Source organism: Pedobacter sp. FW305-3-2-15-E-R2A2 (genome assembly GCF_038446955.1).
Taxonomy (GTDB): Bacteria; Bacteroidota; Bacteroidia; order Sphingobacteriales; family Sphingobacteriaceae; genus Pedobacter.
Window position 1 is genome coordinate 522627 of record NZ_CP151803.1, and the last position, 15276, is coordinate 537902.

General features: G+C 42.4%; 10 protein-coding genes and 1 tRNA gene. 10 read left to right on the plus strand and 1 reads right to left on the minus strand.

The features are described 5' to 3' along the window. Window positions 1-2: 2 nt before the first annotated feature. The 9 genes from AAFF35_RS02090 to AAFF35_RS02130 all read left to right on the plus strand — a co-directional run bounded on the left by AAFF35_RS02090 (window position 3) and on the right by AAFF35_RS02130 (window position 14082). On the plus strand, window positions 3-1046 hold the full coding sequence (locus AAFF35_RS02090; RefSeq protein WP_342330658.1) for a fasciclin domain-containing protein: 1044 nt from the start codon (window positions 3-5) through the stop codon (window positions 1044-1046). A gap of 21 nt (window positions 1047-1067) precedes the next feature. Continuing rightward, window positions 1068-2300 (plus strand): fasciclin domain-containing protein, encoded by a 1233-nt coding sequence (locus AAFF35_RS02095; RefSeq protein ID WP_342330659.1) that lies wholly within the window; start codon window positions 1068-1070, stop codon window positions 2298-2300. Window positions 2301-2320: 20 nt separating this feature from the next. After that, entirely contained in the window at window positions 2321-3310 is a 990-nt protein-coding gene (locus AAFF35_RS02100; RefSeq protein WP_069378932.1) for a fasciclin domain-containing protein, read from the plus strand. Then, window positions 3310-5556, plus strand: a complete 2247-nt coding sequence (locus tag AAFF35_RS02105) for an IPT/TIG domain-containing protein (RefSeq protein ID WP_342330660.1) — start codon at window positions 3310-3312, stop codon at window positions 5554-5556. The genes AAFF35_RS02100 and AAFF35_RS02105 overlap by 1 nt, the downstream gene beginning before the upstream one ends. Before the next feature lie 108 nt (window positions 5557-5664). Continuing rightward, complete coding sequence (locus tag AAFF35_RS02110) at window positions 5665-9042, plus strand: SusC/RagA family TonB-linked outer membrane protein (RefSeq protein ID WP_342330661.1); 3378 nt, start codon at window positions 5665-5667, stop codon at window positions 9040-9042. Between the two features lie 10 nt (window positions 9043-9052). Next, entirely contained in the window at window positions 9053-10528 is a 1476-nt protein-coding gene (locus tag AAFF35_RS02115; RefSeq protein ID WP_342330662.1) for a RagB/SusD family nutrient uptake outer membrane protein, read from the plus strand. Window positions 10529-10542: 14 nt separating this feature from the next. Further along, the gene (locus tag AAFF35_RS02120) at window positions 10543-11403 is read left to right on the plus strand and encodes a putative zinc-binding metallopeptidase (RefSeq protein WP_342330663.1); all 861 of its coding nucleotides are present in this window, start codon (window positions 10543-10545) and stop codon (window positions 11401-11403) included. 25 nt (window positions 11404-11428) lie between these two features. Then, on the plus strand, window positions 11429-12733 hold the full coding sequence (locus AAFF35_RS02125; RefSeq protein WP_342330664.1) for a DUF4302 domain-containing protein: 1305 nt from the start codon (window positions 11429-11431) through the stop codon (window positions 12731-12733). A 17-nt stretch (window positions 12734-12750) separates the two neighbouring features. After that, a complete protein-coding gene (locus tag AAFF35_RS02130) occupies window positions 12751-14082 on the plus strand; it encodes a DUF4302 domain-containing protein (RefSeq protein WP_342330665.1) in 1332 nt (443 codons plus the stop codon). A 36-nt stretch (window positions 14083-14118) separates the two neighbouring features. On the opposite strand, the gene AAFF35_RS02135 is transcribed toward AAFF35_RS02130, so the two are convergent. Beyond that, a complete protein-coding gene (locus AAFF35_RS02135) occupies window positions 14119-14706 on the minus strand; it encodes an RNA polymerase sigma-70 factor (RefSeq protein ID WP_342330666.1) in 588 nt (195 codons plus the stop codon). Window positions 14707-14994: 288 nt separating this feature from the next. On the opposite strand from AAFF35_RS02135, the gene AAFF35_RS02140 reads away from it, so the two are divergent. Further along, window positions 14995-15068: transfer RNA gene (locus tag AAFF35_RS02140), tRNA-Ala, on the plus strand. Window positions 15069-15276 lie beyond the last annotated feature (208 nt).

Sequence of the window (15276 nt, forward strand, 5' to 3'; positions counted from 1 at the left end):
AAATGATGATGAAACAATATAGCCTGAAATTTATGGTTTTTCTGCTGCTGGTGTTGAACCTGGCCTGTAAACATGAAAGGGTAGTTCTTTTTGCACCCAATCTTAACTTAAGGCCCGCAGGAGAATTTATCAATAACAATTATGAGTTTAAACTATTTAATGCTGCCCTGAAAATCACCGGATTATCAGAAGTACTGAATGGTCAGGGGCCATTCACGGTTTTTGCACCAAGCGATCTGGCATTTAACAATATGGGCATCAGGACGCCCGCTGATTTTCAGAAAATGAACCTGGACAGTCTGCGGGATGTGATGAAATATCATATCGTTACGCAAAGAATGAGCAGTATGGATGTGGCTAAGAAAACAGTAGACAATCCATTTAATACGCTGCTGGGCCATCCGGTCTTATTAAGCCTTGGTAATGATATCGACTATGATTTTTATATCAATGGTTCCAGGATCATCAGAAAAGACATTGACCTCGCTAATGGGATATTAAATACGGTGGATAAGGTGATTAAATACCAGCCTGTTACGGTTAAAAAGTATCTCGAGAGCCAGGAAAGGTACCGCATTTTCACTGCCGCCTTAAAAAAATTCGGTCTGTTGGATCAATTGGATATGCAAGGTCCATGGACGGTAGTGGCTTTGCCAAACTCCGCATTTGAGCAGATGAACATCAGTGAGGATGATATTGAAAAATTAAATCCGGCTTCTTTTAAAAAGCGGCTTTTTGGCACTTACATTTTCAAGCTTCAGTTTTTCCGTTCCGATCTGCTCATTTTAACGAAAAGCGGAGGTTCAGGAGGTTATGACCCTTCCGGTGCTGCTGTGCGTGTTCCGATACCGGGAGATGAAGAATATAGTCATGGGATGGCAGGCTATAACCTGTTTGTCATTAAAACGGACTATGGGAATTATCCGATTGTCAGGGAAACCACAACAGGACCCGCCGACAGGATTGATTTATTATTTAAGAATGGGATTATACATGAAGCCGGAGAGCTGGTCATCTATCCCGAAGAGGCATTAATCAGACCCTAAACACGATTTAAAACATTTAATATGAAACTACATTTACTGGTAATTTCAATGATGGTGCTGCTTTTATCTTCCTGTTCAAAAAAGGAATTTATGCCGGCACCAGAGGGGGAGAATATCCCGTATCATGAAACTAAAAAGACAATTCAGGAGAACCTGGAAAGTTCTGCCTATACCTGTTTTTATACGGCATGGAGAAAAAGCAATATGGATAAAATCCTGAAAACCTTAAATCCTAAGATCGCCGTTACTGTTTTTGTTCCGGACAATAAAGCATTTGAAGCTTTGGGATACAATATTGCGACCATTAACAGGACACCGGCCGCTGTTTTAGACAGCTTATTGCTGTTCCATACGGCTAAAAATCAGGTATTACCGGAAACGCTGGATCCACAATCGGCAAATTACCTCTTCATGAGCTTGCTGGAAAATAAAAATTACATTGAACGGTATGGGATGATGAATGGGGAATTTCGTTATTACCTCTATCGCCATTACTTTAATATAGAAAATAACAAAGTGCTGGTTAACGGTAAAGTATCCGGCAATGCCGCAGACATCTTGATCGGGACCAATGGTACACTGATTCCGATCGATAAAGTGCTGAACAGACCCGTCAAGGACATCAGACAAACGCTCCAGGAAGATGGAAGATTCGGTTTGTACCTGAGTATTCTGGAGCATGATGACCAGTTTTATACCGAAATCTCGGGGTTTCCGGGCAATCAGCTAGACCGGTTTTTTAATAAAGAACCTTATGTCAGCTTTTCTTCTGTTTTTGCACCCACGGATGAAGCTTTTCATAAGGCAGGGATACATTCGCTGGCTGATGTTCAAAAATTAAACAGCCGGAGTGTTCCCTACATCCTGGAGGATTATTTTACAGTATCTAATTATTTGCCTGTGGATTCCATATTAAACAACCATTTCTGGCAGTACAGCGGGATTTATGTGAGAAATATGGACCTATCCTATAACAGCAGATACATTTCGCCGGAACCGAATCCGATTTGCTTCTTTTCAAATGACCTTAAAAATGAAATTCTCGGTTCTTATGTCACCTTGTATAATAGTGAGCGTGCCCGTGTGATTCATTTAAATAACCTGGATTTTATCAGGAACGGGACTACCCTTAAGGTCAGGGTTAAGGGCTCAGATGCAGAACCTGCCACTGTGATCGCTTCTGATATCCAAACTTTTAATGGAACCATTCATGTAGTAGACCGCCTGTTGCTTCCTAAAGGGTTTAAAATTTAACCTATTTTATTCAAGATCTCATGATTAAAAGAAAAGAACTATTTGCGATTTTACTGACAGGAATCTGTTTGCAATCTTGTATAAAAGAAGCTGATTTTATCAGCCCGGTAGATTACAATACGCTTGGTTATAAAATATCAGACAATTTCAATTTATCGCTGTTTAGTGCCGCACTGAGCAGGAGCAGCAATGATAAAAAATTATTGGAACCTGGTCCTTTCACTGTTTTAGCGCCGTCAAATCTGGCCTTTCAGAATTTTGGTTATTCCACTACTACTGCAGTAAAGACGGAAAGCCTGACCAGGATGAGCAAAATTGCCACCTACCATATTCTGGAAGGTAAGTTTGAACTGGACAAGCTTCCCTACTTATTCAATCAGCAGATCGAATCCCTGGGCGGGAAATTATTTGTCACGCATTGGATTAAGGGTACCGATACGGTCATCACGATAAATGGGGCGAAGCTGATCTTAAATAATATTCCGGGGTCGAATGGATTGATTCAGGTAATCGATAAGGTGCTGGAGCCTTATCAGTTTGACGAACTCAATGATGCGATCGCCTCAGAAAATTCCATCACTTTATTTTCTCATGCGCTTCGCAAAACAGGCTTGACCAGCCTTCTTCAGAAAAACGGATCATATACTGTTTTCGCACCTTCCAATGCAGCAATGGCAGCGATCGGCTTCCGTAGCATCCAGGATGTCAATAACGCGCAAACCAAAGTGCTGGAAGATCTGATCAACTACCACATCGTCGCTGACCGGAAATTCGTGTACGACTATATCTTAACTGCAGGAAAGTCCAATTCCAGTAAGCAAACCATGCTGAACGGTTATAGTGTGAACGTTAACCTGATGAGCACTGCTCAGGATCCCCCGGGTGTTTTCAGTAAGATCAGCCTGCAGGGTCCTGGAAATACAGTTCCGGTGCTGGTTGACCGGGCAGATCTGCTCAGCGGAAATGGGGTATTGCACATTATTAACGGCGTATTTAAAATTATCAGATAATGATTCAGAAACGAACTTATTCCTCATTATACCTAATGAGTTTTACCACAGTTATTTTTATGATCGTGTTATTTACCCTTTCCTGTAAAAAAGACAAAGAACTGAAAGGGGAACAAATACCTTTTAAAGTGGATAGTTATTATCCAAACAGTGGCAATGAAGGAACACTGGTTACGATTTTAGGAACCGGATTTGACACCAAAGCTGAAAATGTTTCCATCACTTTTTCCGGTCAGCAGGCAGATGTTATCACGCTTCATGAGGACAAGATCATCGTAAGGGCTCCTAAGGGAGGTGTGTCCGGAATGATACAGATGAAGAGTGGATCCAATCATTCAGATGTCGGATCGTATAAATACCAGCAGCTGAGCTTAAAGGAAATTTTCCCTACCAATGGTTCCGCAGGGTCACATATCAGAATAATGGGCGAAGGATTTAGCAGCATCAGTAGTCCGGCAGCAGTGTTAATCAACGGAAAAGAAGCCATTGTCGTGAGTGTAAGTGATACGGTATTGGTGGTAGAAGTTCCCGAAAATGTAGGGACCGGCGCCGTTCAGGTCAAAGTAAATGGATTTGAATCTACAGGTCCTGTGTTTTATTATCAAACGATAACAGGTATTAAACCGTTAACAGGAGGCAAGGGGACCCGTGTGACCATCACCGGATCGGGCTTTGCTGCGGAAATTGCCGGAAATACCATAGATTTTAACGGAAAGCCAGCAACGGTCGTTTCTGCGAAAGAAAATGAGATTGTGGTGATTGCTCCCGAGGGGGTGGAAACGGGACCGGTTTCATTAACGGTCAATAAACAAAGAACATCAGGGCCAGATTTTACGGTAGTTCCTTTACCAACGATCGAATTTGTCAGCCCGCTGAGTGGACCGGGAGGAATAGAGATGGTGATAAAAGGGTTGACTTTTAGTCCAAACAAGGAGGAGAACAAAGTATTGATCAACGGCGTACCTGTGCCGGTAACATCGGCAACAAATAAAGAGTTAAAGCTGATTATCCCGGGCAATACAGGGAGTGGCGAGATCAGGGTGTCTGTGAATGATCAGGAGGTGACCGGACCAAAATTCTTTGACCAGAGCCTGGGAATAAAAAGCATAACTCCCGATAATGGCCTGTCAGGTACAGAGGTTACGCTTACAGGAACAGGCTTTAGCAGTAATCCTTCGGGAAACATCGTTACATTTAACAACATCGCAGCAACAGTACTCTCGGCCACAGAAACAAAAATAACCGTTAAAGCTCCGGCGAGTTTACTGACCGGGAACTTAAAAGTAAAGGTGGGTAACCTGGAGGCTACTGCGCCAAAACCATTTAGAAGGGCCGGGGTGCTCACCCTGGTTGGTGGTCCGGGAAGTACCAATGTCGACCTTTCCACCAATGGTAGCATTGTTGTAGATGCCTCAGGAAATGTTTTTGCGATAGAAAACACCAAAAACAGGGTGCTTAAAATATCTGCTTCCGGACAGGTTTCTGTTTTTGCAGGGAGTTCAGGCGGACAGTCCGGTTTGCAAAACGGAACGGGAACAGAAGCGCGCTTCAGGTTTGAGAATTTTGGCTCCCTTACCATCGATAAAAACCAGAACTTATATGTAGCGGATTATGGAAATCAGCTGATCAGAAAAATAAGTCCTCAGGGATTGGTTTCTACTTTCATGACGGGTGTAGGGAATGTTTTTGCCATGACTACCGATGCTGCAGGAAATATCTATGCCATGAGGGGCACCCAGAATGCCATGAGGATGACGCCGCAGGGAGATTTATCTTCTCTAAATGTTTCTTCCAGAAATTATACGCATCGTCCAGCCTTTGATCAGGAGGGTAATTTATATATGAGTCCTGATGATTTTGAGGTCTATATCAGCAAATATCCTTACCGGGCTGATGGAACGATACCCCAGCCTCCGGTAAAACATTGGGCTGGGAATCCTGCTGAAACCGGTTATGCTGACGGGATAGGAAGGCAGGTTAAGTTTACCTGGCTGAGGGGGATGCAGGTTGCAGATCAAAAGCTCTTCATTCTGGATTCTGATAATGCATTCAATATCTCGATTCGTCAGGCAAATCTGCAAACCGGAGAAGTGGCTACGGTGATGAAATCGGTAAGAGGTTATCAGGATGGAAACCTTGATGTGGCCAGGTTCATCTCACTCCAGGATCTGGCCATCGATAAGGAGGGAGTCCTTTATATACTCGATAACTGGAATAACGCCATCAGAAAAGTCTATATAAAATAACAACCCACATATAAAGGATTTTCCCCCTTGATTTTGACAAAAAATCAAGGGGCTGGGGATCCCCTTGTCCAAAATTTTAGAATTAATACTTATAAACCATAAAACAACATGAAAATTAATTTAATCAGAGATCACCTGTTCAGGGGGATGATCCGAAGCTGTTTTTTGCTTGCCCTTCTTGGGGTTTGCCGGCAGGAGGTGCAGGCAGGTCCCCAAGGATACCCGGCGAAATTGGTACAGCAAAACATCAGGGGAAAGGTGACCGATGCACAGGGATTGCCCGTAGTTGGAGCAACAGTGAACATCAAAGGCTCAAAAGTATATGCCATTACCGATAAAGATGGTGCTTACAGCATCCAGGCATCTGATAATTCCATACTTATTATACGTTCTATCGGTTTTATTACTCAGGAAATCCTGGTAGGCACCAGGACTATCGTAAATACCACGCTGATAGAAGAGGTAGGTAAACTGGGAGAGGTTGTGGTTACCGGTTATCAAACGGTAAAGAAAAGACAGTTTACCGGAGCTTCCACCACGATCAAAGCTGCGGATGCCAAACGGGAAGGAATAACGGATGTCAGCAGGATGCTCGAAGGCCAGGTTGCCGGGGTATCGGTACAAAACGTTTCCGGAACATTTGGTGCGGCACCTAAGATCAGGATCCGCGGGGCGACTTCCATCAGCGGGGATAACAAGCCTTTGTGGGTGGTAGATGGAATCATCCTGGAGGATGTGGTGAATGTGTCCAATGAACAATTGTCTACCGGAGATCCTTCTACCTTAATCGGGTCCTCTGTTGCCGGCCTCAATCCGGACGACATTGAGAGTTTCGAAATTCTTAAGGATGCGGCAGCAACTTCATTATATGGCGCAAGGGCGATGAATGGCGTAATCGTTATCACGACAAAAAAGGGGAAGGTGGGCACGTCAAAAGTTTCTTATACCGGAAACCTTTCCACGTATTTAAAGCCTTCTTACGACCAGTTTAACATTATGAATTCCTATGACCAGGTTTCCATGTATGCGGAGATGGAGCGTAAAGGATGGTTAAATTTTGGAGCAACATCAAGGTTTGCCAATGGAGGGATTTATGTAAAGATGGCCGATTTGATCAATCAGTATGACGAGTCAAATGGGCAATTCGGACTTAAAAACGATCCTTTAAGCAGAAGGTCTTTTTTAGAAAGGTATGCAAATGCCAATACGAACTGGTTTGATGTGCTTTTTAAAAACTCCATGATGCAGGAACATGCGGTAAGTGTGTCTAACGGTACCGATAAAGCCCAGCTGTATATCTCGACAAGTTATCTGAAAGATAATGGATGGACCGTCGGAGATAAGGTGGAGCGGTTCACTGGAAATGTGAGGGCTACATTTACCCCTAACGACAAGCTCAGTTATGGATTAATTACACAGGGATCCGTTAGAAATCAACGGGCACCGGGAAGTTTGGGACGGGTGAGTGATCCGGTATCCGGACAGTTCAACCGCGACTTTGACATCAATCCATTTAGTTATGCTTTGAATACCAGTCGCGCGCTAACGGCTTTTGATGAGAACGGAAACCGGGAATATTTCAGAAGAAACTTTGCCCCTTTCAACATTTTGAATGAATTGGAAAATAACAGCATCAACCTGAATTTCCTGGATTTTAAAGTTCAGGGAGATTTGAAATATAACCTGCTGAAAAACCTGAAGTATGCTTTTGAAGGTGCCTACCGGTATGCGAAAACGAATCAGGAACACAGCATCACTGAAAACTCAAATATGCCGATGGCCTATCGTGCTGATGGTGATGCGACCATCCGTGCAGCCAATAAATTTTTATATAGGAATCCCGAAAATCCGGAGGCCGAACCGATCGTTGTATTGCCTTATGGAGGATTTTACAATACAAATGATACTTATTTAAAAAGCTATAACCTTAGAAATTCCCTTGAATTTAACGAGCGCTTTAATGACCTCCATCAGCTTAGGGTGTATGGTTTTTCTGAACTGAGGTATGCGGACAGACAGTTTAAAAACTTTAGCGGCTACGGTTATCAGTTTGACAAAGGTGGGATTCCTTATTTAGATCCCAATTTTGTAAAGATGATCGTAGAAGGCAATTCCGATTATTACGGAATGGAGCGGAGGAAAGACCGCTTTCTAGCCTATGGTTTGAATGCGGGGTATACGTTTAAGGACCGGTATAATGTTGCGGGAACGCTCCGATATGATGGGTCCAACCTGATGGGGAAAACGAGAACTGCCCGTTGGCTTCCCACCTGGAACATTAGCGGATCATGGAATATTGATGGCGAGTCTTTCTTTAAAAAGCAAAGCTTCCTGACCCGTGCCACTTTAAGAGCCAGTTATGGCCTTACCGCGAGCAGTGGTCCGGCAACAAACTCCAGTGTGGTGTTGCTGAATGCGGCAACGAACCGTCCCTATTTAAGTGAACGGGAATCGGCAATCAATATTATGAACCTGGAAAACTCAGAATTGACCTGGGAAAAGCTCTACAAAACCAATATTGGATTTGAGGTGAGTATGGCCAATAACCTGGTGACCCTCGGAATGGATTATTACAACCACAAGAGTTATGACCTGATTGGCTTAATCCGGAATGGCGGTGTTGGTGGTGAGGCCGTTAAAGTGGCCAACTATGCAGATATGGACGCACACGGCGTTGAGTTTACGCTGGGAACGAAAATCCTGGACCATGGTACTTTAAAATGGAACGCACAGCTGAATTTCGGATATAATAAATCGGTCATTACCAATCTGAGAAATGAACCCAATATCTGGTCTTTGATCGGGCCCGATGGAGGTGCGAAAGAAGGGTATGCGCAAAGAGGGTTATTCTCTTTAAAGTACGAAGGTCTGAATAAAGAAACGGGGGTGCCGAGATTTTTAAATGAGGATGGAGCGGTAAGTGACGCGGTGTATCTGCAAAGCTTAAAAACAAGCAATTTAGTTTACGAAGGTTCGATCGACCCTAAGCTCACCGGAGGCTTTTTTAATAATATCAGTTATAAGGATTTTAAACTATCTGTCCTGATGACCTTCAGTGCAGGAAATGTGATTCGTTTAAATCCGGCTTTCAGCAGTACGTATTCTGAGTTGAATGCCACTCCGGAAGAGTTTATCAACCGATGGATCCTGTATGGAGATCAAGCTACTCCCTCGGTCTTAGACAGAAGAGGCGAAGCTCAGCTGATCAATTCGTTTCCATATAATAATTATAACTATTCCACAGAACGTGTAGCGAAGGGCGATTTTATCAGACTCAAACAGGTCAACCTTTCTTATAACCTCCCTGCGAAGCTGAGCTCCAGGTTAAAGCTGTCCAACTGCTCTTTAAGTCTGGTGGCGAACAACCTGTGGTTAATCTATTCAGATAAGGCATTAAACGGTCAGGATCCGGAATTTTTTAGTTCAGGAGGGGTCGCTATGCCTATTCCCAAACAGTTTACATTATCCTTAAAGGTCGGACTATAAAATTATTAAAATGATCAAGATTAAATTCAAAAACAGCATTGTAATGGGAATTGCGGGTTTATGCCTGTTCTCCGGCTGCAATAAATTCCTGGATGAAAGTCCGGACATGCGGACAGAACTGAATTCTCCGGAAAAGATTGGAGAGTTACTGGCCACCGCTTATCCTCAGGCGAGTTATATCCCTTTTACAGAATCTATGTCGGACAATGTAGCTGATAAAGGCTCCGGTAATGTCGACCTCGCTAATAGTTCACCTTACTTCTTTAAAGATGATAAAAGCCCGGAAGCGGATGCCCCGATCGGGTATTGGAATGCTTCCTATAAAGCGATCTCAGCAGCAAATCATGCTTTGGAGGTAATTGAAAAACAGACGGATATTGAAAAATACAAAGCCTATAAAGGTGAGGCTTTGGTTGCCAGGGCATATGCACATTTTATGTTGGTGACGCTGTTTTCAAAACCCTATTCGCCACAAACTTCCGGTGTTGATCCGGGGATTCCTTATGTAACTGCGACAGAAAAGATTGTACTGGGGCATTACCAGCGGAAAACCGTAGCCTATGTGTATGAGATGATTGAAAAAGACCTTAAAGAAGGTTTGCCGCTGATCAATGACGCGAAGTATAAGGTGCCGAAATATCATTTTACACGTGCTGCGGCAAATGCTTTCGCCTCCCGTTTTTATCTCTTTAAAAAGGATGCGGTAAATGCGGTCAAACATGCGAATGCCGTATTTTCAAGTGCCAGTCTGAGTGCTTATTTAAGGCCAATAAACAGTACCGCCTACCGTAGTTTTCAATATCGGGAATTGGAAGCGCAATATACCAGGGCAGACAATCCGGCAAATATTTTATTGATCGAAACCCCTTCTGCATGGGGAAGAAGTTATCCCTCTTTCAGGTATGGGTTTACGACTGATCTGATGAGTAAACTCACCAGTAGTCCAAATGTGACCGGTGGTACCTGGTCCTATAACATTTATGGAAACGAAACGAGCCTCAATATTCCAAAATTCAGGGAGCATTTTGTCCGCCTGACTTTAAACGCGGAAAGCGGAATTCCTTACAACATGATCCCTGTTTTTAGTACAGAGGAAGTGTTGTTCAACAGGGCGGAAGCCAATGCGATGATAGGCAATTATGAGGCCTCCCTGGCAGACCTCAATGATTATATCGCCAGTCGGTTTATCATCAGTTTCAGCAATCCTGTTTATGATCCGGGAATGGCCATTACTATGGATAAACTGATCACATTTTATAATTCGGCCGACCGCGAGCAGGTATTGATCAATTGTATCCTTGAATTTAAACGGGTGAATTTTCTCTTTGAAGGACAACGCTGGTTTGACATCATCAGACATGGACTACCTGTAGAACATAAAACCTCAAAAGGAGAAATTTTAATCTTAGGCCCGCAGCACCCACAAAGGGTATTTCAAATTCCTGAAGAAGCACAAAGCTCTGGTCTGGAGCTGAATCCACGATAAAAAAAGAATTCGATATGAAACTAATGTATATATACGCACCCTTTATTGTTCTCATTTTGTGTGTGTTGAGTTGTAAAAAAGACGAGGCCTTACCAACAACACCTATTGTTGGTCTGGGCGGGGAAACCTGGACAAAAGCCCCTTTAGATTTTTGGGTGGACAAGAACTTTGTAGAACCCTACAATATAGAGGTGAAGTACAAATGGGACCCCTATGAGTTAAACTATGCTAAAAACCTGGTTCCGGTATTGGAGAGCAGGGTAGAGCCGGTCATGTCGGCGGTGAGGGATATTTATATCAAACCTTATGAGGCGGTTGCCGGTGCGGATTTTATTAAAAAATATTCACCCAAATTGTTCCAGCTAGCCGGAAGTGCGGAGTATAACAGCGATGGGACGATTGTACTCGGACAAGCAGAAGGTGGACGGAAAATCGTACTGATGGTGGTCAATCAATTTGATAAAAAGAATGTAGCTGAAGTCAAAAGAATGCTCCATACCATTCACCATGAGTTTGCCCATATTCTTCATCAGATCCGGGCATATCCGGTAGAGTGGAAAGGACTAAATCCGGATAGGATTACCGCAACCTGGTTTAACACTACAGACCTCGAAGCCAATACGCAGGGGCTGGTGACCGCTTATGCAAAAGCAAGTCCGGATGAAGATTTTGTAGAAACAGCAGCGATACTTTTGGTCTATGGGCAGGCGTATTTTGATGACATTGTGGACGACTTCTTTGTTCCTGAAGCGTCAAAAAAGATCCTTAGGCGGAAGGAAGCCATTATTGTAGATTATTATCAGCGCGTATACAACATTGACTTTAGAAAATTACAGGAAGCCACGAGGCTAGCCATTATCAATTTCACCAAGTAGAGTGCTTTACTGATTACGAACGAAAATGAAAAAAATACTTTTATACCTACTGCTGTTTCCTTTGATTTTTTCTTGCAAAAAGGATGAAATCGCAGATGAACAGCGTCCTGATTATAGATTAACAGAGGCGCTGGCCAAATACAATGATCTTTTGAGTGGATCGGCCAATGGCTGGAAAGGGCATCTTTTCCCTGCTGCCGGTGGTGGATATGGATTTCTGTTTAATTTTAACGGAAAGAACCGGGTGGAGATGCTGGCTGATATTGATGAAGAGAGCGGGGCCAACCTTTTTGAAAGCTCTTATCGCCTAAAGGCAACCATCTTGCCATCCATTTATTTCGATACTTATTCTTACCTGCATTTATTGGCAGACCCTGATCCCGGAGTGAATGGCGGTCAGCCCGGATGGGGACTATATTCTGATTTTGAATTTTCAATTCTTGAAAGTAGCGCAGATACGATCAAATTGAAAGGAAATTTGAATGGGAGTACCTTAATCCTGGTCAAAGCATCTGCCACTGAGGCTGCGGCGTATAAAGCAGGTCATTTAAATGTGCTTAAAAAAAATATCGCTGATTATGTAAATGCCAATTCCTTTAATTACATCGAAACGGCAAAGCACAATACCATCGCATTCAACCTAAACCTAAACAGCAAAGAACTGATGTTGAGTTATGACAGTTCAGGTGTATTGAAGACGAAAGATATTGGATTTGCTTTTTCAGGGATGAATGACCTGGTTTTGTCAACAACTGTAAATATTGAAAATCTGGTGTTCAACAAGATCCGGATTGCTGAAGATAAGGGTTCTTTATCGCTGATCCATAAAGATCAGATCATACCGGTACAGGTTTCCAATGCTCCTTTATTTTCTTTTGATCAGATGCTTGGTGTACAATTCAGCAATATTGTTCTTCCGTTTGAAGAAACGGTAGCGGGTACCGGATCGGATTATAACGCGGTAAGGAACATCGTGCTCCTGAGCGCAAGAAATGCGTTGTCGCCAGGCAGTACATTTCCGGAGCTGAGAATGTCATTTAATACGGTCGAAAAGACCATGGCACTGGATTTAATCATCATACAGGGCGCTGAGGTGTTTCATGCGAGGTATGCTTTTTACTATACCAAAAAGGGGGAATCTTATGCCTTTGAATATGTAGGGGCCATTGATGGAAATGCCAGCTATCTGGAAACCGCCTTTAAACCCTTCATTACCAGTGTTACCGGAGGAACTTTCAAATTCGACTATGAACACGGGCAGGCAAATTTAATGGGCTCAGGAACGAATTCTGTAAAGCCTGAATTTAAGTTTATAGGTTATTTACGCTAACAAAAAACAGTATACAAATGAAAAATATATGGATCATCATCTTTTTAGGGAGCTTATTATTTAGCTCCTGTAAGAAAGACAGCAAGGATGCCTATGCAGTAGAAAAGGTATTTCCAAATTCAGAGGAAGTATTCAACGACTTTAAAAAGGCGATAGTAAACGGACAGTCTGTATGGAAGGGTACTTTAAGGCCGAAATCGGGTAAAGTATATAGCCTCTACATCAATCTGACTGCTAAAGGGGTGGTGAGTATGATGGCTGATCTGAGTCCGGAAAGCGGATCTGTTTCCAAAACAGCGACGTTTAGCTTAAGGTCGGAAAAAACAAATGCGATCATCAGTTTTTCTGAAGGCACTTATCTGGATTCCATTTATGTGAAGAAAGGAAGAGAAGTGATTGCTGCGGATACGAGCTATTCCTTTAGTTATAAAAAAGGAGATACGATTATGCTGTTGGGAAATAGGTATGGTGATGAATTGCAGTTAACTACTGCAAATGTTCAGGAACGCAATGACTTTAATGCAGGCGAGCTTGGAAAATCATTACGGTCTGTAAGCCAGTTCTTTTACAATAAGCCTTTTTATTCTGTCATTACGGCCAGTGGCTACGCGGTTCAATTTGCGGTTAATCAGGTTAACCGCTCAGTGATTGCGAGTTATGTGGATAAAAATCAGGTGCAGTCGACCTCTGCAGACTTTGCCTATGGCATCAATAAGATTCAGTTTAAAAAACCGATCCGCTTAGGTAATAAATGGGTTTATGAATTGTTTTTTGATCCGGTTAAAGCGGTATTTTATCTGGAAGATGGTTCGGAGCGGATCTCCTTTCTGGGTTCTAATATGCCAGTCATCCCTTTGCATCTTTTTATGGGAAATGGTTTCCCTTCTGAATTGTCGATACCTTCTCCTTTTTATGTGACACAACTTCCGGGCTGGTCGGAATCTTACTATTACGCCTGGGCAATTGCGACCTCTGAATTAAATTACAGTCCGTATCAGGGATTTTTGCTCGTGACAGATTTTGATTTTTCAGACAAAAATAAGGTGATGAACTTTAATGTCTATTTCGATATCAATGGCACGCTTTACAAAGGAGCATTCCCCTTCGCTTATACAAAAACAACAGATGGGACTTTTACATTCAAGGCACTGCCTCTGGACCTGAAAAACCCAACTCAGGCAAATGCAGATCTGATCAAAACCTATGTAGAAATTCTGGTAAGAATTGTGGGCAATCACCGCTTTAAGCTAGACTACTATGATACGCCAAATGGTTTGTTAGGACAGTTTATCAGTCAGGACGACCCGGATATGTATTTTACAGGAGTGATTGGAAGCATGGTAAATTAATCCCCCGATGCGCTTTAAATGGTGAGACAAATTGTTTCACCATTTAAAATACATGATAAACAGGATTTTAGAGATATCGCCGAAATGCTTGCGGAAATATCGCACTGAAGAACTCATCTGATTACGTACAGTATGCACGGATAAGTTCATCTTTTCTGCAATTTCTGCATAAGACAGGTTTTCATTCCTGCTTAAATGGAAAATTTTTCTTCGCTGCTCCGGTAAATTATTCAGAATATCATTATAGCTTTTCTCCAGTTCTTTAAAGACAAGGTTGCTGTCTGCAGAAGGGTGTGAGTTTTCCAGATTGTCTTCAAATAGCTCTAAAGGTTGGGTAATGATCCTGGCCTTTCTCCAATGGTTATATACCGCATTTTTTACAGACCTGAAAAGATAGGGCAATAACTCGTTTTCTATCACCAGGTCCCCCTTTTTCTGCCATAAGCGTAGCATCACATCCATTGCTAATTCTTTCGCGATGTCTTCATCCTGAATTAAACCATATCCGAAACTATAAAGTAGTTTAAAGTAGCGGTCAAACAAGAGATTAAATGCTTTTTCGTCGTTTAACCTGCACCTGTTTAAAAGCTCCTGGTCGGATAGATGATTTAATGGTTTATTCATACGCTTTTAATTATAGTGCGGATTTTTTTAAGTAAAATGGGGGCTTTCCCAAACATACAAAATTATAAGTGTTTTTCAAGCTTTGCTTTCAATTATAATGCGGTTAAAAGTATGTTTAGGAGGGGGTTATGAAGAAATTGCAAAAGGGAAAGTGCCGGGGTTAAAACCTGATTTAACAGAGAGGATAACGGATCTTTTGAGGAGAGAAAATCTAAAGAAAAAAGCCTATTTTAATATTAGTTTGGAATAAACAAACTAATTGCTATTTTTGCCACCCACAAGCCACGAGGGGGATTAGCTCAGCTGGCTAGAGCGCTTGCCTGGCAGGCAAGAGGTCAGCGGTTCGACTCCGCTATTCTCCACCCTTCAAAAGCCTTTCAGTTTATGCTGAAAGGCTTTTTTGTTGAAGTTGGTTGGTTTCTCGAGATGGAAATAAGAAGGTTATAAGCCATTAACTGGTGTATATGGTATTGGAATCATTACGATAAGAATAAAGTGCCCATAGAACAAAATAGGGTAGTTTATTGTGATAGGTTTTTTTACATAAGAAGTGATGCATTGTCCTCCGAT

Bases quoted from the DNA above. Each gene is read 5' to 3' on its own strand.
- AAFF35_RS02100 (WP_069378932.1), top strand. From the start codon at position 2,321: ATGATTAAAAGAAAAGAACTATTTGCGATTTTACTGACAGGAATCTGT.
- AAFF35_RS02090 (WP_342330658.1), top strand. From the start codon at position 3: ATGATGATGAAACAATATAGCCTGAAATTTATGGTTTTTCTGCTGCTG.
- AAFF35_RS02130 (WP_342330665.1), top strand. From the start codon at position 12,751: ATGAAAAATATATGGATCATCATCTTTTTAGGGAGCTTATTATTTAGC.
- AAFF35_RS02110 (WP_342330661.1), top strand. From the start codon at position 5,665: ATGAAAATTAATTTAATCAGAGATCACCTGTTCAGGGGGATGATCCGA.
- AAFF35_RS02105 (WP_342330660.1), top strand. From the start codon at position 3,310: ATGATTCAGAAACGAACTTATTCCTCATTATACCTAATGAGTTTTACC.
- AAFF35_RS02120 (WP_342330663.1), top strand. From the start codon at position 10,543: ATGAAACTAATGTATATATACGCACCCTTTATTGTTCTCATTTTGTGT.
- AAFF35_RS02135 (WP_342330666.1), bottom strand. From the start codon at position 14,706: ATGAATAAACCATTAAATCATCTATCCGACCAGGAGCTTTTAAACAGG.
- AAFF35_RS02125 (WP_342330664.1), top strand. From the start codon at position 11,429: ATGAAAAAAATACTTTTATACCTACTGCTGTTTCCTTTGATTTTTTCT.
- AAFF35_RS02095 (WP_342330659.1), top strand. From the start codon at position 1,068: ATGAAACTACATTTACTGGTAATTTCAATGATGGTGCTGCTTTTATCT.
- AAFF35_RS02115 (WP_342330662.1), top strand. From the start codon at position 9,053: ATGATCAAGATTAAATTCAAAAACAGCATTGTAATGGGAATTGCGGGT.